30 protein-coding genes, 2 pseudogenes and 3 other annotated features are annotated in these 26,329 nt (G+C 38.1%); of the genes and pseudogenes, 17 read left to right on the forward strand and 15 right to left on the reverse strand.

The window, feature by feature from the left end:
* Positions 1-2: 2 nt before the first annotated feature.
* Positions 3-234: a binding site (T-box leader), on the reverse strand.
* A gap of 40 nt (positions 235-274) precedes the next feature.
* Positions 275-508: a binding site (T-box leader), on the reverse strand.
* A 378-nt stretch (positions 509-886) separates the two neighbouring features.
* Together J2S17_RS13430 and J2S17_RS13435 are read left to right on the forward strand one after the other, a co-directional pair.
* A pseudogene (locus J2S17_RS13430) lies at positions 887-2,218 on the forward strand (IS3 family transposase).
* 229 nt (positions 2,219-2,447) lie between these two features.
* Positions 2,448-3,089, forward strand: a complete 642-nt coding sequence (locus tag J2S17_RS13435; RefSeq protein ID WP_307475645.1) for a LysE family translocator — start codon at positions 2,448-2,450, stop codon at positions 3,087-3,089.
* Between the two features lie 409 nt (positions 3,090-3,498).
* Here J2S17_RS13435 and J2S17_RS13440 read toward each other — a convergent pair.
* Positions 3,499-3,660: pseudogene (locus J2S17_RS13440) on the reverse strand (DinB family protein); the annotation flags it as partial.
* 336 nt (positions 3,661-3,996) lie between these two features.
* Positions 3,997-4,232, forward strand: a binding site (T-box leader).
* A 46-nt stretch (positions 4,233-4,278) separates the two neighbouring features.
* Here J2S17_RS13440 and proS point away from each other — a divergent pair.
* The 4 genes from proS to J2S17_RS13460 all read left to right on the forward strand — a co-directional run bounded on the left by proS (position 4,279) and on the right by J2S17_RS13460 (position 7,497).
* Complete coding sequence (gene proS / locus J2S17_RS13445) at positions 4,279-5,709, forward strand: proline--tRNA ligase (RefSeq protein WP_307475648.1); 1,431 nt, start codon at positions 4,279-4,281, stop codon at positions 5,707-5,709.
* 77 nt (positions 5,710-5,786) lie between these two features.
* Positions 5,787-6,452: a sigma-70 family RNA polymerase sigma factor gene (locus J2S17_RS13450; protein ID WP_307475650.1), complete on the forward strand. Its 666-nt coding sequence runs from the start codon at positions 5,787-5,789 to the stop codon at positions 6,450-6,452.
* 37 nt (positions 6,453-6,489) lie between these two features.
* The gene (clpP, locus tag J2S17_RS13455; RefSeq protein WP_307475652.1) at positions 6,490-7,074 is read left to right on the forward strand and encodes an ATP-dependent Clp endopeptidase proteolytic subunit ClpP; all 585 of its coding nucleotides are present in this window, start codon (positions 6,490-6,492) and stop codon (positions 7,072-7,074) included.
* A 201-nt stretch (positions 7,075-7,275) separates the two neighbouring features.
* Positions 7,276-7,497 (forward strand): hypothetical protein, encoded by a 222-nt coding sequence (locus J2S17_RS13460; protein ID WP_307475654.1) that lies wholly within the window; start codon positions 7,276-7,278, stop codon positions 7,495-7,497.
* A gap of 66 nt (positions 7,498-7,563) precedes the next feature.
* Here J2S17_RS13460 and J2S17_RS13465 read toward each other — a convergent pair whose 3' ends face one another.
* On the reverse strand, positions 7,564-7,953 hold the full coding sequence (locus J2S17_RS13465; protein ID WP_307475656.1) for a YuzC family spore coat inner layer protein: 390 nt from the start codon (positions 7,951-7,953) through the stop codon (positions 7,564-7,566).
* Between the two features lie 151 nt (positions 7,954-8,104).
* Between J2S17_RS13465 and J2S17_RS13470 the strand changes: the two genes are divergently transcribed.
* On the forward strand, positions 8,105-8,488 hold the full coding sequence (locus tag J2S17_RS13470; RefSeq protein ID WP_307475658.1) for a hotdog fold thioesterase: 384 nt from the start codon (positions 8,105-8,107) through the stop codon (positions 8,486-8,488).
* Positions 8,489-8,689: 201 nt separating this feature from the next.
* On the opposite strand, the gene mnhG is transcribed toward J2S17_RS13470, so the two are convergent.
* The 7 genes from mnhG to J2S17_RS13505 are packed head-to-tail and all read right to left on the reverse strand — an operon-like array spanning position 8,690 to position 14,460.
* The gene (mnhG, locus tag J2S17_RS13475) at positions 8,690-9,091 is read right to left on the reverse strand and encodes a monovalent cation/H(+) antiporter subunit G (RefSeq protein ID WP_307475841.1); all 402 of its coding nucleotides are present in this window, start codon (positions 9,089-9,091) and stop codon (positions 8,690-8,692) included.
* Positions 9,075-9,359, reverse strand: coding sequence for a Na(+)/H(+) antiporter subunit F1 (locus J2S17_RS13480; protein ID WP_307475660.1), 285 nt, complete (start codon positions 9,357-9,359; stop codon positions 9,075-9,077). The genes mnhG and J2S17_RS13480 overlap by 17 nt, the downstream gene beginning before the upstream one ends.
* Positions 9,360-9,836: a Na+/H+ antiporter subunit E gene (locus tag J2S17_RS13485; RefSeq protein ID WP_307475662.1), complete on the reverse strand. Its 477-nt coding sequence runs from the start codon at positions 9,834-9,836 to the stop codon at positions 9,360-9,362.
* 5 nt (positions 9,837-9,841) lie between these two features.
* The gene (locus J2S17_RS13490) at positions 9,842-11,332 is read right to left on the reverse strand and encodes a Na+/H+ antiporter subunit D (RefSeq protein WP_307475664.1); all 1,491 of its coding nucleotides are present in this window, start codon (positions 11,330-11,332) and stop codon (positions 9,842-9,844) included.
* The gene (locus J2S17_RS13495; protein ID WP_307475666.1) at positions 11,325-11,666 is read right to left on the reverse strand and encodes a Na(+)/H(+) antiporter subunit C; all 342 of its coding nucleotides are present in this window, start codon (positions 11,664-11,666) and stop codon (positions 11,325-11,327) included. Before J2S17_RS13495 ends, J2S17_RS13490 begins: the two co-directional genes overlap by 8 nt.
* On the reverse strand, positions 11,666-12,088 hold the full coding sequence (locus tag J2S17_RS13500; RefSeq protein ID WP_307475668.1) for a Na(+)/H(+) antiporter subunit B: 423 nt from the start codon (positions 12,086-12,088) through the stop codon (positions 11,666-11,668). Before J2S17_RS13500 ends, J2S17_RS13495 begins: the two co-directional genes overlap by 1 nt.
* Complete coding sequence (locus tag J2S17_RS13505) at positions 12,085-14,460, reverse strand: Na+/H+ antiporter subunit A (RefSeq protein WP_307475670.1); 2,376 nt, start codon at positions 14,458-14,460, stop codon at positions 12,085-12,087. The genes J2S17_RS13500 and J2S17_RS13505 overlap by 4 nt, the downstream gene beginning before the upstream one ends.
* A gap of 366 nt (positions 14,461-14,826) precedes the next feature.
* Between J2S17_RS13505 and J2S17_RS13510 the strand changes: the two genes are divergently transcribed.
* The gene (locus J2S17_RS13510; RefSeq protein WP_307475672.1) at positions 14,827-15,063 is read left to right on the forward strand and encodes a hypothetical protein; all 237 of its coding nucleotides are present in this window, start codon (positions 14,827-14,829) and stop codon (positions 15,061-15,063) included.
* A gap of 144 nt (positions 15,064-15,207) precedes the next feature.
* Positions 15,208-15,825: a 3'-5' exonuclease KapD gene (gene kapD, locus J2S17_RS13515; RefSeq protein WP_307475674.1), complete on the forward strand. Its 618-nt coding sequence runs from the start codon at positions 15,208-15,210 to the stop codon at positions 15,823-15,825.
* Between the two features lie 96 nt (positions 15,826-15,921).
* Here kapD and kapB read toward each other — a convergent pair whose 3' ends face one another.
* Positions 15,922-16,308, reverse strand: coding sequence for a kinase-associated lipoprotein KapB (gene kapB / locus J2S17_RS13520; protein WP_307475676.1), 387 nt, complete (start codon positions 16,306-16,308; stop codon positions 15,922-15,924).
* Between the two features lie 190 nt (positions 16,309-16,498).
* Between kapB and J2S17_RS13525 the strand changes: the two genes are divergently transcribed.
* From J2S17_RS13525 to J2S17_RS13535, 3 genes are all read left to right on the forward strand, one after another.
* On the forward strand, positions 16,499-17,218 hold the full coding sequence (locus J2S17_RS13525; RefSeq protein WP_307475678.1) for a peptidylprolyl isomerase: 720 nt from the start codon (positions 16,499-16,501) through the stop codon (positions 17,216-17,218).
* 101 nt (positions 17,219-17,319) lie between these two features.
* Positions 17,320-17,523 (forward strand): hypothetical protein, encoded by a 204-nt coding sequence (locus tag J2S17_RS13530; RefSeq protein WP_307475680.1) that lies wholly within the window; start codon positions 17,320-17,322, stop codon positions 17,521-17,523.
* 248 nt (positions 17,524-17,771) lie between these two features.
* The gene (locus J2S17_RS13535) at positions 17,772-18,344 is read left to right on the forward strand and encodes a superoxide dismutase family protein (RefSeq protein WP_307475843.1); all 573 of its coding nucleotides are present in this window, start codon (positions 17,772-17,774) and stop codon (positions 18,342-18,344) included.
* A 107-nt stretch (positions 18,345-18,451) separates the two neighbouring features.
* Here J2S17_RS13535 and J2S17_RS13540 read toward each other — a convergent pair whose 3' ends face one another.
* Complete coding sequence (locus J2S17_RS13540) at positions 18,452-19,621, reverse strand: MalY/PatB family protein (protein ID WP_307475682.1); 1,170 nt, start codon at positions 19,619-19,621, stop codon at positions 18,452-18,454.
* 85 nt (positions 19,622-19,706) lie between these two features.
* Between J2S17_RS13540 and J2S17_RS13545 the strand changes: the two genes are divergently transcribed.
* The gene (locus tag J2S17_RS13545; RefSeq protein ID WP_307475684.1) at positions 19,707-19,967 is read left to right on the forward strand and encodes a DUF1871 family protein; all 261 of its coding nucleotides are present in this window, start codon (positions 19,707-19,709) and stop codon (positions 19,965-19,967) included.
* 308 nt (positions 19,968-20,275) lie between these two features.
* Here J2S17_RS13545 and J2S17_RS13550 read toward each other — a convergent pair whose 3' ends face one another.
* Together J2S17_RS13550 and J2S17_RS13555 are read right to left on the reverse strand one after the other, a co-directional pair.
* Complete coding sequence (locus tag J2S17_RS13550) at positions 20,276-21,112, reverse strand: alpha/beta fold hydrolase (RefSeq protein WP_307475686.1); 837 nt, start codon at positions 21,110-21,112, stop codon at positions 20,276-20,278.
* Positions 21,113-21,287: 175 nt separating this feature from the next.
* Positions 21,288-21,587, reverse strand: coding sequence for a helix-turn-helix domain-containing protein (locus J2S17_RS13555; protein WP_307475688.1), 300 nt, complete (start codon positions 21,585-21,587; stop codon positions 21,288-21,290).
* A gap of 190 nt (positions 21,588-21,777) precedes the next feature.
* On the opposite strand from J2S17_RS13555, the gene yugI reads away from it, so the two are divergent.
* Positions 21,778-22,179, forward strand: coding sequence for a S1 domain-containing post-transcriptional regulator GSP13 (gene yugI / locus J2S17_RS13560; protein ID WP_307475690.1), 402 nt, complete (start codon positions 21,778-21,780; stop codon positions 22,177-22,179).
* 50 nt (positions 22,180-22,229) lie between these two features.
* Here the strand turns inward: yugI and J2S17_RS13565 are convergent, their stop codons facing one another.
* Both J2S17_RS13565 and J2S17_RS13570 read right to left on the reverse strand, forming a co-directional pair.
* Positions 22,230-22,883, reverse strand: coding sequence for an ABC-2 transporter permease (locus J2S17_RS13565; RefSeq protein ID WP_307475692.1), 654 nt, complete (start codon positions 22,881-22,883; stop codon positions 22,230-22,232).
* A 1-nt stretch (position 22,884) separates the two neighbouring features.
* Positions 22,885-23,349, reverse strand: a complete 465-nt coding sequence (locus J2S17_RS13570) for a P-loop NTPase family protein (protein WP_307475694.1) — start codon at positions 23,347-23,349, stop codon at positions 22,885-22,887.
* A 60-nt stretch (positions 23,350-23,409) separates the two neighbouring features.
* Between J2S17_RS13570 and J2S17_RS13575 the strand changes: the two genes are divergently transcribed.
* The 3 genes from J2S17_RS13575 (at position 23,410) to J2S17_RS13585 (ending at position 26,305) form a co-directional block, all read left to right on the forward strand.
* Entirely contained in the window at positions 23,410-24,411 is a 1,002-nt protein-coding gene (locus J2S17_RS13575) for a helix-turn-helix transcriptional regulator (RefSeq protein WP_307475695.1), read from the forward strand.
* A gap of 42 nt (positions 24,412-24,453) precedes the next feature.
* Positions 24,454-24,969 (forward strand): DinB family protein, encoded by a 516-nt coding sequence (locus J2S17_RS13580; RefSeq protein ID WP_307475697.1) that lies wholly within the window; start codon positions 24,454-24,456, stop codon positions 24,967-24,969.
* A 172-nt stretch (positions 24,970-25,141) separates the two neighbouring features.
* The gene (locus tag J2S17_RS13585) at positions 25,142-26,305 is read left to right on the forward strand and encodes an iron-containing alcohol dehydrogenase (protein ID WP_307475698.1); all 1,164 of its coding nucleotides are present in this window, start codon (positions 25,142-25,144) and stop codon (positions 26,303-26,305) included.
* Positions 26,306-26,329 lie beyond the last annotated feature (24 nt).

Consider the following 26,329-nt stretch of genomic DNA (forward strand, 5'->3'; position numbering starts at 1 on the left):
ATAATAGGGACGAGTGTGGTCGTGATTCCACCCTGATTCCATAAAACACAATTAAGAATGCTTTATGCTCAAAAAAGATAACGGATTTACCGATTATAGATACTTTGAATATACATTTCCCTATAATAGCTCCAAGGTGGTAAATCATTCACTTTTCTTCAGGGCTTCCAGCCAATGACCCTGTTCTCTGATAAGAAAACGAAGAATGATTCATGTCCTTTTCAACGCCTAACTATTTAATTTTGTATAAAAAAAAGACCACACTCATCCCAATAATAGGGACGAGTGTGGTCGTGATTCCACCCTGATTCCATAAAACACAATTAAGAATGCTTTATGCTCAAAAAAGATAACGGATTTACCGATTATAGATACTTTGAATGATACATTTCCCTATAATAGCTCCAAGGTGGTAAATCATTCGTTTTTCTTCAGGGCTTTCAGCCGATGACCCTGTTCTCTATCAAGAAAATGTACCAATGATTCATGTCCTTATCATAGCCTAATTAGATTTGTGATTTATTCTTGTTGAAAAATATAATACACATATTTAAAAATGTCAAGTATTGTATTACAAGATACAATGACCGAATATAAATTCTAATAACTAAGGTATCAGTTGAATTAGAATTATACCAGGTAGGAATTTGTGTGAGAAGTGTTGAATGTCTTGTGAATAGTTTCACTTAAACTAACAGGGGCTTTAGTTGAATAAGAATTAAACAACTTTATTATTGATTTTTAAGTACAAACACCATTAAAAGGATAGAAATTAAAACAACTTTAAAGAGCCTTACTACAATAAAATGTAGCAAGGCTCTTATATTTTCATATTAAAATTAAATAACTTATTAATCACTTTACATATTGTGGGCGGAGGATTTACATGAGTAAGAATTTAATTTCGGAATATCACATAAAAGAATTAGAGAAAAACCCTAACGTATTACGTGTCTCAGAACGTTCAATCACTTACCAGCCAGACTTTAAAACAAAGGCTGTTCTGGAGTACCAAAAAGGTAAATTACCTTCTCAAATCTTTATTGAACATGGTTTTAACCTTGAGTTTATCGGTAAAAATCAACCTAAACGATGTACAACGTTGGAGAAAGACTTACGAGAAGTTCGGCGAAGTAGGTTTACAAAATGAAAGGCGAGGAAAAGCAAGTACTGGACGTCCATCCTCAAAGGACCTATCCGTTGAAGAAAAGCTTAAAAAGGCTGAGGCAAGAATTAAATTCTTAGAAGTAGAGAATGACTTCTTAAAAAAGTTAGAAGAACTAGAGAGGCAGGCGTTGAAGAAAAAACGGTACTAATACCTTCAGAGAAATATCAACTAATTGAACATACCGTTCGTCAACACCAATTAAAGAACTCCGTAAGTTATCTTTGTGAGTTAGCTAGCGTAAGGAGAAGCGGATACTACGCTTGGTTAAAGGCTGCCGACAATCGTCAACACCGTGAAGAGCAGGATGAATCGGATATTGAACTTATTCAGTATATATTCGAACAGAAAAAGCAAAAAGTGGGAGCTTTACAAATCAAAATGATCTTAGAGAACGATTATCTTGTAGTAATGAATCATAAGAAAATTCGAAGATTAATGCGTAAATACCAACTGATCACAAAGGTTAGAAGGTCAAATCCTTATAAAAAGATGGCTAAAGCTACTCAGGAACATCTTACGTGCCCTAACTTACTAAACCGTGAGTTTAATCAAGTGGAGCCTGGAAAAGTGTCATTAACGGATATTACGTATCTTCACTATGCAAATGGGCGGAAAGCCTATTTATCCTGTGTTAAAGACGGTAGTACAAATGAAATATTGGCCAATTATTTGTCCACTTCATTAGAAATGAATATCGTTTTTAAAACATTAGAGAGACTTAAAGAAACAACTCAGAATGATTTTCACCCGGAAGCGCTTCTTCATTCAGACCAAGGTTTCCATTATACTCATCCCCTCTTTCAAGCAAAAGTAAAGAAGTTGGGGATTGCTCAATCAATGTCTCGTAAGGGAAATTGTTGGGATAACGCTCCAATGGAATCATTCTTTGGTCATTTTAAAGATGAGGTAGATTATAAAGATTGTACTAGTTTTAGAGAATTAAAACAGTTAGTCAATTCATATATCGATGAGTACAATAATTATCGGTATCAGTGGGGATTAAATAAGATGACCCCGTCACAATATCGGGGTCATCTGTTAGCAGCATAGGCTCTTTTATTAAACTGTCCATATTATGGGGTACAGTTCATTTATTGTAGTAAGGCTCTTTAAATTTGTTTAATTTACATCCAATTAAATGTGTTTGTAATCAAAAATCAAAAAAAAAGTTATTTAATTCTTCTTAAACTAACGCCCCGTTAGTTCAATAACGAAATTCCTTGTTTCTGTATGTTTCTGTATAATTGAAAACAGACAAAAAAATAATTAGGAGGGTACTATGCTAACAAATATTTTGTTGTTTTCTATTACAAGTTTTCTATTAATAATCGTTCCTGGACCAGATACAGCAGTTATTACAAGGAATACGATTGTTCATAAAAAAAGCGGTGGATTTAAAACCTTAATGGGTACACTACTTGCTATCTCTGTACATACTATAGCAGCCATTGTTGGATTATCTGCTATTATTATGCAATCAGCAATTGTCTTTACCATTTTTAAATATGTTGGAGCAGCTTATCTTATTTATTTAGGGATAAAAGCTTTATTGTCCATAAGGCAACGGAATAATACATTAAAAGCGGAGTTAGAAGAACTACCGGACGGTGTACAAGATAATCGAAAATCCTTGATGTTACAAGGTTTTTCAGCCAATATTCTAAACCCTAAAGTAGCTGTCTTTTTCTTGACATTTTTCCCTCAATTCGTTAATCCACAAACAGATACATTCTTTACCTTTGTCATGCTTGGGGTAGTTTATCTGTTTATTAAGTTTGCTTGGTTTGGTTTGTTTATTTATATTATTGACCTTGTACGAGCTTGGATGAAAAAGGAAGCTGTTAAGAAAGCCATAGACGGACTCACAGGAGCTATATTTATTGTATTTGGTCTTCGATTAGCCTTAGAAGAACCTAAATAATGATTACTATTTCTCACATAACAAACTAAATTTATCAAGAAGAACAAGAATTGATACTTATTCTTGTACTTCTTGAACTAACCTGCCACGTATGTTGAAAAAATTGCAAGTTACGTTCGGAGATATTGGCTCTATTCCAAGTACCTTTGCCTATATGATGTACTTCGTGAACAGAAAGGTTTAAGAGAATTTCGATATAATGATGAGATACTTTTTCTCCTTTTTTGTTAAGTGCAGTCAATCACTTATTGTCCTGTTTAGAAGTATAATTGTTTAAAAGTTTCTAGGAGTGTAGGAAAATTTTAAAGTGTCATCCAAAGTTATGTTTTACTGCTTCATCATTGGATAGACCTCTAATCCATCATTGTTCTACATCAACAATATTGGATAGACCTCTAATCCATCATTGTTCTACATCAACAATATGAAATAATGTATGTAAAATCCCTTCATAACCACCATTTCTTTTCATCAATAACACTTCTTCAGATAATTCCTCACACCATTCAAACCATTTATCTCTGACCTCCCTGTTATACTCAAATAGTGAATGTATAGTATTAGAGCTCATAAATTCCTCCTAAAAAATAGATTAACTAATAATTTCTACTTTCCTATTGCGCTAAACTGCCACGTTAGTCCAAGAATTAAACAACTTTAATATTTTTTTAAGGACTTTATTGTAAGTAAACAGGAGGGGGTTTTTTATTTCGTGAAGTGGAGGAATGACGACTAGAAAAGTAACAACGCCGACTAGAAAAAGCAATTCGACAGCAAGAAACCGCATCCGAAGCGGTAAATAGCTGCTAAACCCTTCCTTTCCTAAAAAACCAAGTCCGGCTCACCGTCCCCACTTTTCAAATTCATTTGACTTTTAATGTCATTCTATATATAATCTTCAAAAAATAGTTAAACGTTGAAGAGGATAAGTAAGATGAAATCGTTTATTGCAGAGAGGGAGTCCGCTAGCTGGAAGATTCCTATAAACATTCATGTGAACCTGCCTCGGAGTTCATTGTCGGATTGTTGCCCACTGGGGCTGCAATGAAGATAATGCGGATTGTATAAACAAACCGTTATCATGTGAAAGTGTAAAGCTTTGCTTTGAATTAGGGTGGTACCGCCAATTTTTTGGTCCCTATTTTGATGGCAAGGCTTTTTTTATTTACAAAAAAAGAGGTGTGAAGGAATGGGAAAAGAATTTGTTAAAGAAATAACAGCAATGGATGAAGATTTTGCCCAGTGGTATACAGATGTTGTGAAAAAAGCAGATTTAGTAGATTATTCCAGCGTTCGAGGGTCAATGATTATTAGGCCTTATGGATATGCTCTTTGGGAAAATATTAAAGCAGAATTAGATAATCGGATTAAGAAGACGGGACATGAGAATGTGTATATGCCTCTATTTATTCCTGAGAGCCTCCTGCAAAAGGAGAAGGATCATATTGAGGGATTTGCCCCTGAAGTAGCATGGGTGACCCATGGAGGGGACGAGGAGCTTGCTGAGCGGCTTTGTGTCCGTCCAACCTCAGAAGTGTTGTTTGGTGAGCATTATAAAAATATCATCCATTCTTATCGTGACTTGCCAAAGTTATATAATCAATGGGCAAATGTGGTGAGATGGGAAAAGACAACAAGACCTTTCTTGCGTACGCTTGAGTTTCTTTGGCAAGAAGGCCATACCTGTCATGCAACAGATGAGGAAGCACATGAAGAGACTGTGCAAATGCTGGAGGTTTATGCAGAAGTGTGTGAAAACATCCTTGCTATTCCTGTATTAAAAGGGAAGAAGACGGAAAAGGAAAAGTTCGCTGGGGCAAAATATACTTATACAATTGAAAGCTTAATGCATGATGGAAAGGCGCTGCAATCCGGTACCTCTCATCATCTCGGAGATGGGTTTGCCAAGGCTTTTGGTATCCAATTCACTGATAAAGATGGAAAGCTTCGCCATGTTCAACAAACCTCTTGGGGATTTACCACAAGAATTATCGGGGCGATGATTATGGTTCATGGGGATGACAGAGGGTTGGTTATTCCGCCAAAAGCTGCACCAACGCAGGTGATGATCGTTCCAATTGCACAACATAAAGAAGGGGTTCTCGATTATGCCTATCAGTTAAAAGAGACGCTTTCAAACATTGCACGTGTGGGGATTGATGCAAGTGATAAAAAGCCCGGCTGGAAATTTAATGAGTATGAAATGAAAGGTGTACCACTTAGACTTGAAGTGGGGCCAAAGGACATTGAAAAAGGTCAAGTGATCTTAGCGCGAAGAGATACAGGAGAAAAAATCATTGTATCAAATGAAAATTTAGAAGCTAGCATACAAGAGATGCTAACAGACATTCAAACATCTCTTTTTGAAAAAGCAAAGCAACACCGCGAAAATAAAACATATGAAGCATATAATTATGAAGAGCTGAAGCAAACGTTTAAAGAGAAAACAGGTTTTGTTAAGGCGATGTGGTGTGGAGATCAAGCTTGTGAAGATCAAATTAAAGAAGATACAAGCGCGACTTCAAGATGCATGCCATTTGCAGAGGACGCAATTTCATCTGAATGCGTATGCTGTGGGAAAGAAGCAAATTCCTTGGTTTATTGGGCCAAGGCATATTAAAAAAAATTAAAGTACCCGTATCTTTTTTATCTTCTCTTTCGTTAGAAAATTAGAAAGTGGTTGAAGGAGTGAAGGAAATGTATGGAAAAAGCAGTGAAGGTATGGAGCATAAAGAAGCAGAGGAGACTATCTTAAACTTCTATCCCGGATTGGTACGGTATTGCTGTTTTCTATGCCAAAATGAATGGGATGGTAAGGATGTCGCACAAGAGGCCCTTTTGAAAGCCTGGAAGCATTACAGATTAAGCGAAAGAGTTACACCCGCTTTATTAAATAAAATCGCTTACCATCATTGGATTGATACCGTTCGTAAGCGAAAAAAGGAAACGCTAACTGAAGTCCCGGATGAAATTTCTAATGACCAGGAGCATTTAAATGAAACGGTAGAAACACTTCTAGAAAAACTGACACCGAAGCAGGCGCTTATATTCACGCTCAAAGAAGCCTTTTTATTTAAATCCCATGAAATTGCTGAGCTATTAGAGATGAATGAGTCTGCCATAAAAGGGATTCTTTATCGTGCAAAGACTCGCCTAGGAAAAGAATCTGCTGGAAAAACAGATTCCTTTTGGGATGAAGAATTGCGCGAACAGGTCTTTCCGTTATTTTATGATGCGCTCAAATTTCAAAACCCAGAAATATTATTAGAGCTTCTTCCATACTTCCATGAAGAAAAAGTTTCTCCTTCTATCGCTAAACCATATATATCAACACCTTCGAACACTTTCTGTATGGCAGCTTAACTGTCATTAAAATTAAACAAAGGAGGAGTTAGTTGATATGAGTACGATTCCTTATGTAGTGGAGCAATCAAGCCGTGGAGAGCGGTCCTACGATATTTATTCCCGGCTATTAAAGGACCGAATTATTATGATTGGTGAGGAAATCAATGATCATATGGCGAATAACGTAGTTGCGCAGTTATTATTTTTAGCCGCAGAAGATGGTGAGAAAGACATCTCGCTTTATATTAATAGCCCCGGAGGTTCGACCTCAGCAGGTTTCGCTATTTATGATACGATGCAATACATCAAGCCGGATATTCGAACCATTTGTACTGGAATGGCTGCCTCATTCGGAGCGATGCTTCTCCTTGCGGGGACGAAGGGTAAGCGTTTTGCATTACCGAATAGTGAAATCATGATTCATCAGCCACTTGGAGGCGTGCGCGGCCAAGCAACAGAAATAGAGATATCTGCCAAAAGAATTATTAAGCTTCGGGAGCATATCAACCAAATCATTGCTGAACGAACCAATCAGCCACTTGATAAAATAGCAAAAGATACTGACAGAGACTTTTTTATGAGTGCTGAGGAAGCAAAGCAATATGGGATTATAGATGGAATAATGGGTTCCAAAAGCTAGTTGACAACTTGAAAATGGCATTCATTCGTTGAAGAATGAATGCCATTTTGTTTTTGAAATGAATTAAAAGGGTGATGTCAAACTTAGCATCGCATCGTTATTGCCTCCGCTTTTCTTGTTTAGGCACTAAGAGCCCACTCTAAAACCATGATATTTGCATACTTAATAGTGTAGGCAAACTCTAATTAAGGAGGTACCCCGATGCAATATTATTATAGACATCCTCAACCAGGAGGAGAAAGATTTTTCCCGTTTGCAGCACCATTTGTTGGAGGCTTGCTTGGAGGACTTGCGGGCAGTGCTTTATTTTACCCTTTAATAGCAAGACCTTATGGCCCACCACCTCGCCCATATGGCCCATACCCATACGGACCTGGTCCCGGACAGTATGGACCTGGCCCATATGGCCCGTACGGTTATTAAATAAATGGATAGAAAAAAGCGCTCATTTGCTGAGTGCTTTTTTTACACTTAGTTATTGAAGAAGAATTACATCCACTTTAATTTTAATGAAAGACCTGCGTTCTTATCTGCTTTGGATTCAAAGTTAAGGCGAAGGCCGTCAGGTGTGTAAGTGACTTTGGGTATATTGCTAACGCCTGTGGATTTTATTAAGCTTTCCACCTTGGTTATTTTTGATTGCTGAGCAGCCGTCATTAATTCATAGGAAAACTGGCGGGACTCGGCCATTTTTGTTAATAAGGCACTGGCGCTTTTCATCAATCCTTCCATTTCCTTGGCTGAGTGTATGAACATACTGGGATCAACAGATGGAAATGATCGAAAAGCTGGAGCTGGATAAATAGGTGGCTGGTTGGGGTGATAGGTTGATGTGTTCCCATAGGGCTGACAGTAGGGAGAATAGTAGTAGGGGTACATAGGCTTTCTCCTTCCAATGGTTTTGTTACTTCCCTATATTTATGTTAAAGTAGCTTTTCCTATGTAGCAAAACGTTTGTTTTCCTAATTTTGCGACAAATAAGCTATAATGTGAAAGAAGAATTTCAAATACATAAAAAGGGGAGATTGTAATGTATCAAGGTGGGACTATAATTGATACGCTAGGGATTGAACTAGTTTCAAATGAAAAAGGGAAACTCGTTGCAACAATGCCTGTTGACGAAAGGACAAGACAGCCATTTGGTTTATTGCATGGTGGAGCGTCGGTGGCTCTTGCGGAAACAGTTGCAAGCGTTGGCGCTTACGAGCTGGTTGACAAGGAAACAGAAGGTGTTGTTGGGCTTGAAATCAACGCAAACCATATTAGATCTAAGAAGGATGGAATCGTTATTGCAACAGGAACTGTCCTTCATCAAGGGAGAACCACGATGGTGTGGGACATTAAGATTACTGATGAAGAAGATAAGCTTATTTGCGTATCTCGATGTACGATTGCAGTAATAAAAATAAAATAAACAAAAACGGCCAAACCCAATTTTAAAGGTTGGCCGTTTTTGTTTATTGGATAAGAAAAATGTCCAGCTCCAGTGTCTACCCCCTCGATGGTCATAAGCCAATTCACCCAGAAGGATTAAGAACACCCTTTTCGTGAGGCTCGTCTTATGCCATGCCTGAAGGTAAGCAAGGCGCTTGCGCTTTTTTAATACCTGCCTGCTTTACGATTCTTCAAGCTTTCTCTTATACTCCTCGTATTCTTGGTACTCTTTAGAATTACGTATTTCTAAATACTCTTTATAATCATCCTGCTTACTGTGGTCACTCATTTTCGCACCGGAATGATAGGCAGCACGACCGATTAAATGACCAGCAACTGGAGCAGTCAAGAACATAAATAAGATCCCTAACAGCACGCGAGAATTAAAATGATTTTCAATAAAGTAAAAATAAAGGAAGGTTCCTATTAAAATACATAGAACTCCGAGTGTGGCAGCTTTTGAAGCAGCGTGGTTTCTCGTATACACATCAGGTAAACGGATGACGCCGAGCGCTGCTACTATATGAAAAAAGGCACCAATCAGTATGAACGCGATAATAAGATACTTAGCTATTTCGATCATCATCAATAATGACCCCCTTCTCTAGGTATTTGGAGAAGGCAACTGTGCCGATAAAAGCTAAAATACCAAATAGTAGAATAACCTCTAAAAAGGCACTTGTTTTAAGCGTAATGGACATAAGTGCAACCATAGCCACAATATTCACTCCAATCGCATCAAGAGCAACAATGCGATCTGGTAATGTAGGCCCCTTTATCACTCGATAAAGCAAAGTAATCATGGCAACCGCTATGCAAATGATTGCGATATATACAACAGTTTGAATCATTTAGCGGCTCACCTCCATGATGGCTTTTTCAAAGCTTGCCTGTATGGCTGCGATTTCTTCTTTTGCGTCTTTCAAGTCAATCGCATGCACAAATAATATCTTTTTATCTTCAGAAATATCAATGACTAGCGTCCCAGGTGTTAAAGTAATTAAGTTTGCCAAGGTTGTTATCTCCCAATCCTTCTCTAACGAGGTTGGAAAGGCAAAAATGCCAGGCGTCATATCAAGGGTCGGCCCTAAAACGACTTTGAGTACAGAGATATTTGCCAGTATTAATTCTTTTATAAAAATATAAACGAGATTAATTAAAGCAAACACCCTTAGTAGGTAAAACCGGGAATCAAAGAACCTTCTAAAAACAAAGATGATGAGCAGGCCGAAGAAATATCCCTTTAGAAATGCAACTGGTTCGTACGTTGTTGTTAAGAACATCCACATGAAACCTAGAAACACATTTAATAATACTTGATTTGCCATACTCACTACTCCTTTAAAACTGCATCGATATAAATATTTGCATTCGTTAGTGTCTCAGCAGCTTGAGAGATATAAGGGTAAACAAAATCTGCTCCTACGCCATAAAAAATTGAAAGTACCACGAGCATGACAGGTGCGATCATTAATTTTCTATATGGCACGCTATTTTCAGTTTCAAAGGAGCGAGGTTTACCCCAAATTCCATTGATAAATATCTTCATGATAGAAATCAAGACAAGCAGACTGGAAATAAGAACAATGGCTGCTCCCCAATAATGCTCTGATGAAAATCCGCCTTGAACAATTAGAAGCTTACCTACAAATCCGCTTAAAGGAGGTATGCCTGATAAAGCAAGGGCAGCCAAGAAGAATGTCCAGCCTAATCCAGGATAGCGCTTGATCATGCCACCCATGGAGCGCAAATTGCTTGTCCCTGCGATTGCTGCCATCAGCCCAACAAGTAAAAACAGTGCGGCTTTGATGATCATATCATGAATGAGGTAAAACACTGATCCTGTTAAGGCATCTATATTCATCGTGGCGACACCGAATAAAATGACACCGACTGCAACGATAATATTGTAAATAACAATTTTCTTAACATCCCAATAAGCAAGCGCTCCAATGATCCCGGCGATAACTGTCAAAATAGCAAGGATGATGAGCAATTGTTGAATAAAGCCTGACTCCTGATAGAAGAACATTGAATACGTTCTTGTAATTGAATACACCCCAACTTTAGTTAATAATGCTCCAAAAAGGGCCATCACTGGTGCAGGGGGCGCGTAATACGAACCTGGGAGCCAGAAATACAATGGAAATATGGCTCCTTTTAGACCAAATACAATTAGAAATAAAACGCCGAGGACAGTGATGATGCCTGGCTGTGATACTCCGCTGATTTCACTAAGCCGTACAGAGATATGCGCGATATTCAAAGTACCAACTACAGAGTAGAGATACGCGATTGAAATAACAAACAAAGCAGATGAGATCACATTAACTAAAATATATTTAATTGATTCACGAAGCTGTATTTTCGTACCCCCTAATATAATTAGGACATAAGAAGACATGAGCATGACTTCGAAAAACACGAAAAGGTTAAATATATCTCCTGTTGTAAATGCTCCGTTTACTCCGACAATTAAAAAGTTTACAGCCGAATAGTAATGGAATTTTTCCCTGTCCTCACCGATCCCTTTAAATGAATAGATCACACAAGCCAATGCCACGATGCTTGTTGTGAGAACGAGAAGGGCGGAAAACATATCCGAAACAAGAGTGATGCCAAATGGTGCATCCCAATTGGATAAATTCAGTGTTTGTACACCATCGTTCCTTACCTTTTGGACAAGCAGTGCTGCAACAATCACTGTTAAAAATGCTGAAAGGCCTGCAATCCACCTTTGCAGCTTAATAGATTTATTCGCGAAGATAAGAAGGACACCCGTGATTAACGGGATCAGTATAGGTAATATTAAAAAGTTAATCATTTCCTTCAGTTCCTCTCAATTTTTCCATATTATCCGTACCTAATTCTTTGTAGGATCGATAGCCTAATACTAAGAATAAAGCAGTGACACCAAAGGCAATGACGATTGCAGTTAAAATCAAAGCCTGTGGAAGCGGGTCAGTGTAAGCACTCGCATTTTCTCCAACAAGTGGAGCAGATCCGCCTTTTAATCCGCCCATTGTTAAGATCAGGAGATGAGCACCGTGGCTTAAAACAGTTGTACCAATAATGATACGGACGATACTTCTAGAAAGCATTAAATAGGTTGCTGACATAAATAATATGCCAATGATAAAAGCCATTAATATTTCCATTATTCATCTCCCCCAATCGTTTGAATAATGGTCATAGTTACACCAACTACAACTAAGTAAACACCTAAGTCAAATAGTGTTGCGGTATGAAGATGCAGTTCACCGAGAACAGGCAAGTGGATGTCTCCAAATGCGTGCGTAAGGAAGGGTGTATTGAATAATAGTGCTCCAGCTCCTGTCCCGATTGCAAATAACAAACCTAATGCGACCATATAGAGATAATTGAAAGGCAATATGTTTTGAACCATTTTTAAATCAAATGCCAGTAATAATAAAAGAATGGCACCGGATGTTAATAGACCACCTACAAAGCCTCCGCCAGGTGTATAATGCCCGGCAAAGAAGATGTAGATGGAGAAAAGAACAATGAGAAACAAAATGAGCTTAGTTGCGGTTTGTAAAATCAAATCATTTGTTTTCATAATTTCTTCCCTCCAGTCTTTCGAAGTTTAATCAATCCATAAATACCGAGTGCTGCGATACCGAGCACTGTGATTTCAAACATCGTATCAAATCCACGGAAGTCAACGAGTATAACATTAACCATATTTCCTCCAGCCGCTTCACTATATGTATTTTCTATATAGTATTGTGAAATGGAATCAAATAGCTTGTTGCTATGAGCAGATAATGCAATTAACGTAACAACGGCTCCTACTCCTACAGCAATAATGGCATTTCTCACTTTAAATGACACTGGATCATCTGTTAGCTTCTTCGGTAAATGATAGAAACAAAGTAAGAATAATGATACTGAAATCGTTTCGATAACCAATTGAGTTAAAGCTAAGTCCGGTGCTCTAAAAATGACAAAGAATAGAGAAACTAAATAACCGATTGTTCCTGTCAGAATGATCGATGTAATTCTTGTCTTTGTAAACATGATAGCTACCGAAGCTATTGCAATCATCGAAGCAAGTATAACTTCGTGCGGCCCAATATCAGCAACGTTTTCAGTATTGACAGCAAATGCGTCTTTTCCGAAAAGAGTAGCAGTTAAAAGAATGATGATGAACGAGAACATATAAGCGAGATAATTGCGGATCGAACCGCTCATATATGAATTCGTTAAACTGTGTGATCCTTTTTGCATCCAATCTAAACCGTTATCATAGAAGCGATTCAATGCAAGTTTCTCTGGGAAGATGCCATAAACACTTCTCCACTTTGATAAGGTGAGATAAAGTAGAATCCCAACTACGACTACACCGATTGTCATAAGCAGCTCAGCGTTGAAGCCGTGCCAGAATCCTATATGAACATCGAAAGCGAAACCTGGCATAATGGTTTGTAATGCTGGTTCAAGCACTGAGTTAGAAAGGATATTTGGGAAGAACCCGAAAATAATCACTAATGAAGCTAGGATGATTGGTGAAATCAACATCCCAATTGGCGCTTCATGTGGCTTTTTCTCCAGTTTTTCCGGTTGATATTTCCCTGTAAACGTTTTAAATACAATGATCATGCTGTAGATAAATGTAAACACACTGGCAATCCATGCGCCTACTGGGAATAATATGCCCCAATTGAAATCCATATTTAGAATGCTAAGCATGCCAGTAAAGAACATTTCTTTACTTAAGAAGCCGTTGAATGGCGGCAAGCCAGCCATGGAAAAGGCACCGATGATAGCGATTGTAAACGTAATTGGCATCAAGTTCATTAATCCGCCAAGCTTCCGAATATCACGCGTCCCTGTTTCATGATCGACAATGCCGACAACCATAAACAGGCTGCCTTTAAATGTGGCATGATTGATTAAATGAAATACTGCAGCAGTTGTTGCGACCGTAAATAAGGCCGGGTCAATATTATCGAAATGCAATGCAGCTGCGCCAATTCCTAAAAGGGACATGATCAACCCCAACTGACTGACGGTTGAAAATGCCAGAATAGATTTTAAATCTGTCTGTTTAACTGCTGAGAATGAACCCCAAAATAATGTGACGAGTCCAAATCCAGCAATGAGCCAAAGCCAGAGTGAATGTTCAGCAAACACAGGGCTCATTCTTGCGACTAAATAAATTCCTGCCTTGACCATTGTAGCCGAATGCAGATAGGCACTGACAGGAGTCGGTGCTTCCATTGCATCGGGAAGCCAAATATGGAAAGGGAATTGCGCCGATTTCGTAAATGCACCCAGTAAAAAACATAATAGTGCTGGTACAAATAATGGATGACTTAAAATGACATCAGATTGAGCGATAATCTCAGTAATACTAAAGGTGCCTGTCATGATATAAAGAAGGATGATTCCTCCAAGCATCGCTAACCCGCCAAACACCGTAATAATCATCGACTTCTGGGCACCATAGCGAGACTTTTCCCGATCGTACCAATATCCAATGAGCAGGAAGGAAGAAAAGCTGGTTAATTCCCAAAAGAGGTACAGGACGATAAGGTTATCAGATAGGACTACACCTAACATTGCCCCCATGAATAGCAATAGGTAAACATAAAAAGTGTTGAGCTTCTCTGTATCCTTCGATAAGTAATAAATAGAATAAAGGACAACTAAAGCACCTATTCCGGTAATCAGTAATGTAAATAAAAGACCAAGTCCGTCTACCTTGGCTGTGAAGTCAATCCCAAGTGCGGATATCCATGAGAATGATTCAGTAACAGTCTGTTTATTTGATGTGGTTGAAATAAACGAAACAAAATAAGCAAATAATAGAATAGGCAAAGGTAAAACAAACCATCCAGTATGAACTTTTTTCATGTGCTTGTACAAGATTGGGACAAACACTGCAAGTAGGAATGGAGCAATAATTGCCAAATGAAGAAGAGACATCAATATACCCCCTTTATGTAAAAATCAATTTTAAAATCTTAGGATTAATGGTGTACTGATGAAAAAACATTTGTTTTAAAGTTTTTCCGTTCTCCCGATTTATATCCAACTGCTTGAATATTCGTTCCTCTATGTGGAAACATGTCGAAAATTTTAAAAAATACTCATTTCCTGTCTAATCATCACTACGAGAGTAATTATAACGTAAATTAAACCGTCCTGCATGGCACACTGACTGAATATATCCGGTTTTCTACTCAATTTATTAAATAGGTAGAAACACGTGATAAATGGCAAAAAAAAAATAAAAAAAACATTTGAATATTAATGTGAATAATTATACACACTATCAGTAGGTGGTGTTGAATGATGAAAAGTAAAGTGATTGCTTCCCTTTCCATTTTTTCATTTCTGTTTGCTGGAGCGTGGGTCATCAGCATGGCAGAAGTGAGTGATTTCTATATACCTGGGGCAGATAATCAGTCAGATGTCATCCAGGAAGATTCTATCAGACCTATCAATGAAGAGTTTGAGGCGGATGGCAAACAAAAAGGCAGTGAATTTGGTCCGAGAGAATATGTAAAAATCAAACGGATTTCTTAATTGAATAAGAAGGCCAAGCGGAGAAGATGATCTTCTTCGCTTTTTTTCGTCTTTTTTAAATAAGAGTAAGTGCAGAAAAATACAAATATTTCGTGATATAATTAGTTAATATCTTGTCAGAATAAATAAAGAAGGTGAAGAGGGATGGATACGCATCAGTTTTTATTTATAGATTTTGAATTTACTATGCCGGAGAGGGGAACGCGTATTAAAGGATTTTATCCAGAAATTATTGAGGCCGGCATCGTATCAGTTGAGAATCATCGTGTCCTCCATGAATTCTCATCTTTTGTCATACCAGAGCGTTTTCCGCAACTATCTAACAGATGTAAATCCTTTCTTCATATTAAACAGAACCAAGTAGATAAAGGGATATCTTTTTATGAATTAGTTGAAAAGATGAGTGAAATCAATGAGGGCAAACCTTGTACAATCGTTACATGGGGAAATATGGATATGAAGGTATTGCGAAATAACTGCACACTGGCAGGGGTGCCATTTCCTTTTAAAGGGAACGAACTCGATTTGTCAATGGAATACAAGCGCTTTTTCGGTGATCAAAACCAAACTGGACTATGGAAAGCTGTTCAGGAATATGGAAGAGAAGGTACCGGCAAGCATCATCGCGCATTGGATGATGCATTGACCACATATAAAATCTTTAAGCTGGTAGAGAAGGATAAGAAATATTTGCAAAAGGCAAAGCCAACAACGATTGGGGACCGTGTTGATTTTTCAAAGCTATTTAATCATTACGCATAAAAGCCAAATCATCGGAGAATGATTTGGCTTTTCACTTGCTTATATTCGAAGTGCAAAATCAAGAAGTATGGGTAATAAGCTGAGAATCAAAGATTTTTATTTTTGGTTGAAGTAATCTTTTTCCAAAATCTCGAGATTCTCTAAGCTTTTTTCAGCCCAAGCATTGTCTTTTTCCTTAAGGTCTGCTTTTATTTTAATTAACGAAGCTTGTAAGGACTCTGTGTAATCGGGTATAGACTCAGCATAAGGTTTCACCATTGCTTTTGGCACATTGGTCTGTTCTCTGAAGGCTAATGCGCGGCGTTCCTGGAAGAAGACGCCCTCTGTTTCCTTCGGATGATGAAGATCCCCTTGGGTGGGATGCTTAAGGACTGCCAATACTCTGACTAGATAAGCTTGGGGACGAATATCTGTTATTTCCCCTATGTATTTACCTGTTTTATAAATACCTGTTACGATTTCTCCAATGTTTAATTCTGACATGAAAAAACCCCCTATTTCATAGAACTTGCTTATATTATGACCGACATACTGAGGAAATACAATCTATTCGAAAGTGCCCTATCATCCTAATCTCCCTATTTATTTAGAAAAAAAATACATATATAGGCTCTTTACATTAAGGTTAATTTTTAAAATAATTAAAGTTATGATACATAACGGAGGTGCCAAAATGAAATTACGATTATTAGCTTCAATTTTCGCTTTGCTGCTAATCTTAGCAGGGTGCGGGACAAGCTCGAATGATGGTGCACAGGGAGCGCCTGCTAAAGAGGATTCCGATGAGCCAAAAACAGAAGAAGTAAAAGAGTACCCACAGTTATCTGAAGAAGTAAAAGAAGATGAAACACTTGTAGAAATGCAAACATCTATGGGGACAATAAAAATCAAATTATTTCCTGAGATTGCTCCTAAGGCAGTAGAAAATTTTATCACTCATAGTAAAGATGGTTATTATGACGGTGTTATTTTTCACCGGGTGATCGAAGAGTTCATGTTGCAGTCCGGTGATCCGGAAGGAACGGGAGTAGGCGGTGAAAGCATTTACGGAGATTACTTTGAGGATGAATTCTCCAATCAGTTATTCAATATACGCGGTGCATTATCAATGGCCAACAGAGGAGCCAATACAAATGGCAGTCAATTCTTTATTGTGCAAAACACCGTATTAGGTGAAGGGTTAGATCAAGATTTAAAGAAAAATAAATACCCTGAACAGGTAATAGAAAAGTACAAAGAAGGCGGCACTCCTTGGTTGGATGGGAAACATACAGTGTTTGGTCAAGTCATCGAAGGAATGGACGTTGTTGATCAAATTGCGGCAACAGAAAAAGATGAAAAAGATAAGCCTGTTAAAGACGTAGTCATTGAAAAAATAATCGTTCAAGAGTAGGAGAAGACAGCTTGCTGGTTTGTATTGGACTGCTTCCTCTTAACTGATATAATAGACACCAATAGGATTGTTCACAGTTACATCAGAAAGGAACGATTAACATGTTGCAATGGTATGTATTATCGTTATTCTTATACTTTCCTGAAGACAAGACGGAATATATTCCAGCAGTCATTTGGCTAGCTGTTTTCATGGTATTCGCGTTTTTAGCGATGAGATGGTTTGTAAGAGTATCTAAGCGCGAAGGTGAAAAGACGAAAGAACTGGAAGAAAGAATTAATCAACAAATGAAGAATCAAAAGTAAAGCCTAGTTAAATAAAAATTAATGCGAAAATACAACCACCTTGACGGTTGTATTTTTTTATCGTGAAAGATTTACTTTACTTGCATATTGAATAATCCTATAGGTGACAGGTACCTTGCTGTTTTTGTCGAAATTTGTAGGTGACAGGCACCACCCAGAACCCCCCGAAGCATTTCTAATATTTCTATCCAAGTACGGGAAGGATAGTTATATAAATTTGGATTGGTTGTGGAGGCTTGTTTTAAATGATGATAAGATTTTTTGTTGGGACCTGCTTGGCCGTTGTGATGTTGGCAGGATGCGGACAAAAGGAGATTTCAAGGATGGATGTCGAGATGTATAATGCAGTGGGTGATTCATTGGGAAAGGTGGAATTCGAGGAACAGCCTAGTGGAGTTATGCTGAAATTGGATTTAAAGGGATTACCACCAGGGGATCATGCGATCCATATTCATGAAAATGGATCTTGTGAGGCACCTGATTTCAAGTCTGCGGGTAATCATTTTAATCCAGAGGACAATGAACATGGTCTACTTTTCCAAAAAGGTGCCCATGCCGGAGATTTACCTAATATTACTGTTGAGGATGATGGAAAAGTAAAGGTTGACCTCATGGCAGCTGAAGTGACTTTGAAAGATGGTAAACCCTCATTGTTAACCAAGAATGGAACATCACTAGTTATTGACGAAGATATAGACGACGGAATGACACAGCCATCTGGAAATTCAGGAGAAAGAATCGCTTGTGGAGTCATAACAAAGGACAAAGAAAATGCAGAACAAAAAGACGCACAAGATGATAAGGGTGAACAGGAAACATAAAAAATGGCTATCCCTGTGAATGAAAGGGATAGCCATTTTTTATGAACAACAATTAATTTTTGAACCATTCTGCATCTAGAAATCGCTAGTTAACCCGATGTAAAAGCTTAAACAAAGGCTTTCTTCAACCGTGCCAACCCGTCCAATAAAACTTCATGAGGACAGGCGATATTCATTCTGACAAAACCCTCTCCCCCAGGCCCATACTTAGGTCCCGGCTCGAGACCGAGCTTTCCGCGTTTAATTAAGCGCTCTTGTATTTCTTCGTCGCTGAGCCTTAATTCACGACAGTCAATCCAAACTAGATAGGTACCATCTGGCTCCATCACAGAAATATTCGGAATATCGCGCTCAACAAACTCGTTAAGGGTGTCGATATTATTCTTCAAATAAACAAGCAGTTCATCCAGCCATTCGGCACCATAACGATAAGCAGTCTCCATCCCAATCAATCCGAAAATGGATAAATTAAAGAATCCCTGCCTTCCTTGGAAGTCCTGAAACTGCGTGCGAAGCTCCTCATTTGGAATAATCAGAGCAGAAGCCTGCAATCCTGCAAGATTAAATGTTTTTGTAGGAGCAATACATGTAATTGTGATGTCTGCGAATTTTTCATCTAAACTAGCAATGGATACATGACGATTTGGTTTGAAAATTAAATCAGAGTGAATCTCATCTGCAAGAATCAAACAATTATACTTATGGCATAAGTACCCAATTTTCTTTAACTCATTTTCGTTCCAGACTCTTCCGCTGGGATTATGCGGGTTGCATAAAAGAAATAGCTTTACACCTTCTTTTAACTTATTCTCAAAGTCATCAAAGTCCATTTGATAACGTCCATCCTCTAATTTAAGAGGTGAACTGACGACCGTGCGATTATTCTTTTTAATCATTTCAAAAAACGGCGTATATACAGGTGTTTGAATCATTATGGCATCACCTTCAGAAGTATACGTTTGAATAGCAGCAGCAATGGAAGGAACAACACCGCTATTGTATATAATCGAACTTAAGGTGATTTCCCAATCATGACGCGTCTTAACCCAGTCTCTAATTGCTTCAGACAAAGAGAGCGGGGCAAACGTGTAACCATAAATACCATGTTCCATTCTTTGCTGGATTGCTTCGGCAACTTCAACAGTCGGTTTAAAGTCCATGTCAGCTACCCACATCGGCAGTATATCTGCTTCGCCAAACATTGTTTGCGTAAGCCCCCATTTTACTGAAGAGCTATTCGCGCGTTCAATTTTTTCATGAAAATTATGTTTTCCCATTATCTCCCCACCGTTTCATAGTTTATTGTTCCTGCTCTATATGATAAGATATGAAAACAAAAAGATAAAATAAAAGGTGATAGCGATGGACACACAGCAAACGAATTTAATGCTTGTTGATACATTAAATGAATGGGATCCGTTTGATATTGGTGGAGGCAATTATGATACGGAGATTGCCGATACAATTCAGTTTCTTCATGATCTAGATGATGCGGATAAGCTTTCAAGAAAAATTCAATCCATCTATGAATTCTCTTTTGAAGAAATGATTCCTTTGCAGCAGTGCAAATTAATTGCTAATAGGCTGTTATTAATTAAAAATAATAGCTCCTGTTCGCTCTAAACGACCTTTTTAATGAGGTCGTTTTTGCTTGTAGACAAACTGATTTAAATGGTTAGAAAAAGATGGGAGAGAATTTTCCGAAGCTTTCCGCGGGGCGAGCGTCGAGCCGCTTGCTACGCACCGGCAGGGTTTGCCTATCTCGCTTCTCCCTCAGGAGTCGAGCGGATGCTTCTCCAAATCCACTGAAGTTTACTTATTTTGCTTTTGTCGAGACTCTAAAAGGGTGTCTAATAAGTCCAAATTCGACTTATTGACGCCATTTTTTTAAATCGAGAATGTTGATGTTACCCTTTTGGGACCGCCCCTTCTTAGGCGTGGACTTTATTTAAATATTTTTCAATGACTGACATCACTTCTTGAGGTTTTTCCTCAGGAATCAGATGTCCTGCTTCTGGAATAACAACGAGCTCGGCATGAGGAAGGTCTTCTTTTAAGCGTTTGCCGATCGACAAAGGCACTACTCGGTCATGCTCCCCCCATATGAGTAAACAGGGCGTTTGAATGGAGCGTAATTTTTGCTGGTCTAAATCCCCCTCTCTATCTCTGACCATCCTAGTTAATGCACGGAATATTTCATTATGTAAGAAAGGCTCTAAATATCCTTGTCTCATTTCTTCATCAATCATTTCTCGATTATAGACGACATTTTGTAAATTGGCTTCAAGACCGGACTTGCCGAGATATCGCTTTACGTAGACTGGGAAAAAGGGCAGATAGCTTGAATAGATCAGCGGTTTTTTCATCCTTGGCAAATAAGAAGAGCTGCATAACAACACGGTCAATTCAACCAATTCAGGCTTCAAATAGGCAATATTTAATGAGATTTGTCCGCCCATGGAATGGCCAGCTAATATTACTTTGTTTACATTTAATTTTTCCAAAAGAAGGATGAGGGTATTCGCCATATTTTCGTAAGAGTATTTATAACGAATGGATTTCCCGCTTTTTCCAAATGGAGGCAGGTCCACAATTAAAACATTATACTTTTTTGTCATGAGGGGAATCATTCTTCTGAAGCTGAAGCTGGATGAAAGAAAGCCGTGCAACAGGACAAACGTCTGGCTTGCTTGATCATTTTTAAAAAATTCATAATAAATCTCATTGCCGTTGATGGCTGTATGTTCTTTTTTGTATGTATGGTCCAATATCGATTCCTCCCGGGGATATGACAGACTAGTGAATATAAGTTTCTCATATTGTTCCTCATTTTATCATTCTCTTGCACAAAATAAAAAATGGACAACCCGAAACGGATTGTCCTCTTCAAAAATGGGGGAATTCTAGAAAGTCTTATTAAAGAATTGCCCATTTCTCCATAAGTTATACATGCTGATTTAAAAAATTATTTACGTGATATTGATCTGGTTCGAATGAATCATAAAAATTTATTTGCTCTTCAGCAGAATCATAATTTAAATGATTCGTTTGATCCATAATAGTTGTTACTGTGATGTCTAACACAGTGCAGATTTTGAGGATGGTTAAGGTATTTGGAATGGACTCGCAAGTTTCGTATCTTTCGATGGAAGCAGTGCCAACACGAATTTTGCTTGCAAGCTCGCTTTGGGTAAGAAAGCTTCTTTCACGGCTAAGTTTAATGTTTTGGCCTATTGAACTCATAATCAATCACCCCTTTACTTTATTTTACCACCGAAAAATAAATAAACTCACGAATATTGTGAACATTTAGTTAAATTATGTTGTTCTGGATCATCATTTTAAAAGTATTTTTGATTAATCCTAATTTGTATGATATAATTTTAAATTGCGTATAAAGACGATAAAATATATTAAATATAGGAGTGTTCCCATGTCAGAGAAAATCGAAGTAGGCAGTGTTATTACAGGAAAAGTTACAGGTATTCAACCTTATGGTGCCTTTGTTGCGTTAGATGAAAATACTCAAGGACTTGTTCACATTTCCGAAGTAACTCACGGTTTTGTAAAAGATATTAATGAGCATCTTAAAGTGGGCGACGAAGTAAATGTTAAAGTTTTATCAATTGATGAAGCAGCTGGGAAAATCGGCTTATCTATTCGTGCAACTCAAGAAGCTCCAGCACAAACTGAAAAGCCTAAAAAACCACGCGCTAAGCGTCAATCTGCACCAATCAAAATGGAAGATGAGTCTGCACAAGGATTCAATACTCTTAAAGACAAACTTCAAGAGTGGATCGATCAATCAGAACGTGACGACTTAATCAAAAAATAAATAAATGAAAGGCCCGGGCGAGCAATCGTCCGGGCTTTTGTTTGGATTAATTACGAAAGATGCAAGTCCTTTTTTTGGAAAATCCGTTTCGAAAGGGCGAAGGAAGCTAAGATTAACAGAATCGTTATTGTTCCGGCAAAGATATGTGGATTTTTGTAAACCGTGTCAAGAATCGAAAACACGATTTCTGCCGTTTTAGCACTATCAATTTTGGTCAGTGAGTAGGCAAAAATAAAGCCAATTGCTGGGGTTCCTACCATTAACAAAAGAATCTGGATGACAATGGCTTTGATATACCCAAACTTATAATAAATTGGAAAAGAGACGGCGAGTAAAATAAATCCGATCAATAATTGCGAGATGAGCGAAAACTGGGTCATTGGCGGCATGTCAAGGTAGGGCAGATGTGCATGAGCAATCATATCAATGATCCATAAATACGCAAAGCTGAACGAAGCAAGCCCAAAAGCAAATATATATCTGGAAAGAACAATCGTTGTTCTTTTTATAGGTAGACTGGCAAGTGTCTTATTCGTCCCAGATAATTTATCATAATAAAAGCCATTAAATAAGAAGCCCATAATAATCCCAAAATAAATGAAAAAGCTATTAAGGTTCAAAATATAAAGTATCGGTACGCAAATAATCACAATCGCAATATAAATAAAATTCAAATAAAAGTCCTTCTTAATCAAAGATACCAACCTAATTACCCCCCCTCGTCATAAAATACATAATATCCTCTAAACTAGCAGGCTCAATCACAAACTCCTCAGCAATTGTCGAATTTTGGCGGTGACAGGCACCGACATCACCCAAATCACCCAAATCACCCAATCCCGCTGCGACATTCATATTATAGAACAGTTCATGTTGACCTTGCATGAGGCCTGTGAAGCCTTGGGGTGTTACTTTGTAGCCGAGGAAAAGGTTTTTTAAATCTGCGTCTAGCTGGCTTTTGGCTCCTTTTACGAGGTAGAATTGTTCTCTTATGTCTTCAATGCTTTCATGCAAATAGATTTGTCCGTTATAAATGAATACGATCTCATCTGCAATTTGGTCAAGATCAGTCGTGATATGGGTGGAAAAGAAAATCGTCTGATTCTCATTGACCATAAGCTCCTGTAATTCGTCCATATTCGTATAGTTGTCAAATAATTTAAAATTCAATAGGAACTGATCCGTTTATGTGGAATATATTCTTGATGCAATATTAGGAGGTGTGCACCAATGTCTAAAGCAGATCATATGTTGTCGATCATCTGGCTATTAAAAACAAGGAAAAAGCTAACTGCCAAGGAGCTTGCGGAAAGATTAGAAATTAATATTCGGTCAGTTTATCGCTATATTGACTCTCTATGTGCAAGTGGCGTACCGATTGTATCTGAGGCAGGGCATAATGGGGGATACAGTATGCTGGAGCAGTTTAAGGAATCCCCGTTAGTATTCCATCTTGATGAGCAAAAGGCTTTGATTCATGCTGCTGCCTTTGCTAGGGAAGCAGGTTATCCATTTGGCGCCTCTTTAAATAGTGCTATTGCCAAATTGAAAAATTATACAACGGTCGATCAGCTGCAGGAAATCAATCAACATGCTTCTGCATTCGAAGTCATTACACCAACAACCAATCACGGTCTAGAATGTTTTTTGCAACAAATAGAAATGGCCGCTGCAGGCAGAACCAGTCTCTTAATCGAGTATCAAAAGAATGGTCAAGAGGAGACGACGCTTCGGAAGGTAGATCCCTACGGATTAATACATTGGAAAAGTAAATGGTATATAACTGCATTTTGTCATTTGCGAAATGAAGTTCGCAGTTTTCGTGTGGATCGCGTTCATAAACTGGAAGTGACTGATGCTTTGTTTGAAAAACCTGCACATTTTTCTCCACGTGATTTTTTCTTGGATAATATCTATCCTGATTTGTCCGTTAAGGAAGAATTAGTATCCATACATATTGAAGGGGAGAAACGGTTGATTGATGAGCTTTGTGAACACTGGTTCATTAACTATGCCCTATTAGAAAAATCTGAGCAGAATGCGTCTCTAATGCTTTCTGAAAAATCGATGCTGACTTATTTGCCTCATATTCTGCTTCATTTCGGCAAGGGATTAAATATTATAGAACCACCTATTCTTAAGGAGAAAATGATTCAGATTACATCAGATTTATTACATCATTATCAAAAAATAACTTCACTGACCGAAACTGTCAGTGAAAGAGAGGTATGATGCTTATAGAAAAGAAGAACAGGATTGGGAGGGCTGAAAACAATGGCGCATCATTCTTTGCAATTTTATGATTATCATATGTGGGCAAATAAAAGGGTATTTGAGCGATTAAAAGAGTTGCCAGAGGGAACTTATCAGCAAGAAACTCAAAGCGTATTTTCCTCTTTGGCAGAGGTGGTTTTGCATCTGTATTTGACTGATTTGGTATGGTTAGGAGCGCTGGCAGATGAATCATTCCAGGATATTCAGTCAGTAAATCAAGAGGCTTCTGAACGCTTGAAAAATAGCAGTCTTAATGAATTAGAAACAGAATATATCGCATTATCTGACCGTTATTACAGTTTTTTTTCAGGCAGAAAAGATTTAGATGAAAAAATTATCCGCAATCATCCGGCATTTGGATCAGTAGAAACGACATTAGCTGAATTGCTTCAGCATGTTGTTAATCATGGCACATATCATCGGGGCAATATTACAGCGATGATGAGACAGCTTGGGCATCCCGGACCTTCCACGGATTATGTCTATTACTTGTATGCCATCCAAGATAAAAATTAATTAACGGACCTAAACGTTCATGAAAGTCGACGTTTAGGTCATTTTTATATCCATCTTTAAAATCATTTTTCTCTGATAAAATGAGCACAAATGAAAATCATCTGCGTTAATTCTTTATTTTTGCATTACATGGAAATAATGAAGATAATATGAAGATAAAGGAGCTGATGAAATGGATAACTTTACTTTCTGGAATCCAACCAAATTGATTTTTGGAAAAGGTCAGATAGGCAAGCTTAAAAGTGAAATATCTCAATATGGCAAAAAAGTATTAGTCGTTTATGGTGGAGGCAGCATTAAGAAAAATGGCTTATATGATAAAGTGATGAACGAATTAAAAGAGATGGATGCAGAAGTATTTGAGGTTTCGGGTGTGGAACCAAATCCACGAGTATCAACAGTTCGCAAAGGTGTAGGTATCTGTAAAGCGGAAGGCATCGACTTCATTTTAGCCGTTGGCGGAGGCAGTGTTATTGACTGCACTAAAGCCATTGCAGGCGGTGCTAAATATGATGGAGACGCTTGGGACATGGTGGCAAATAAAGCTCAAGTTTCAGAGGCCGTTCCATTTGGTACAATTCTTACATTGGCAGCAACAGGATCGGAAATGAACTCCGGTGCGGTTATTACAAATTGGGAAACGCATGAAAAGCTTTCTTGGGGGAGCCCGCATGTATTTCCAAAATTCTCGATTTTAGATCCGGAAAATACATATTCCGTGCCTAGAAACCAAACGATTTATGGCATTGTTGATATGATGTCTCATGTGTTAGAGCATTATTTCCACTTGGAGGATAACACTATATTCCAAGACCGCATGTGTGAATCATTGATAGTAACGATTATGGAAACAGCGCCTAAGCTTCTTGAAGATTTAGAGAGCTATAACGAGCGTGCAACAATCCTTTATAGCGGAACAATGGCTTTAAACGGTATCATAAATATGGGCTATCGAGGTGATTGGGCAACTCATAATATTGAGCATGCCGTATCAGCTGTTTATGATATTCCTCACGGTGGAGGACTAGCGATTCTGTTCCCAAACTGGATGAAGCATACGTTACATGTGAAGCCGGAGAGATTCAAACAGCTCGCTGTTCGAGTATTCAATGTGGATCCTAATGGGAAAACTGATGAAGAAGTGGGGCTTGAAGGAATCGAGTGTTTACGCTCTTTCTGGGATAGCATCGAGGCCCCGTCTAAACTTGCAGACTATGACATTGATGACAGCAAGCTAGAAGAAATGGCTGATAAAGCAGCTTATAATGGCGCTTTCGGTCGATTTATGAAATTGGAAAAAGAAGATGTACTTTCTATATATCGAGCATCACTATAAATCAAAAACCCCCCCTGCTGTAAA

It is taken from the genome of Cytobacillus purgationiresistens (genome assembly GCF_030813235.1).
Lineage (GTDB): Bacteria > Bacillota > Bacilli > Bacillales > Cytobacillaceae > Cytobacillus > Cytobacillus purgationiresistens.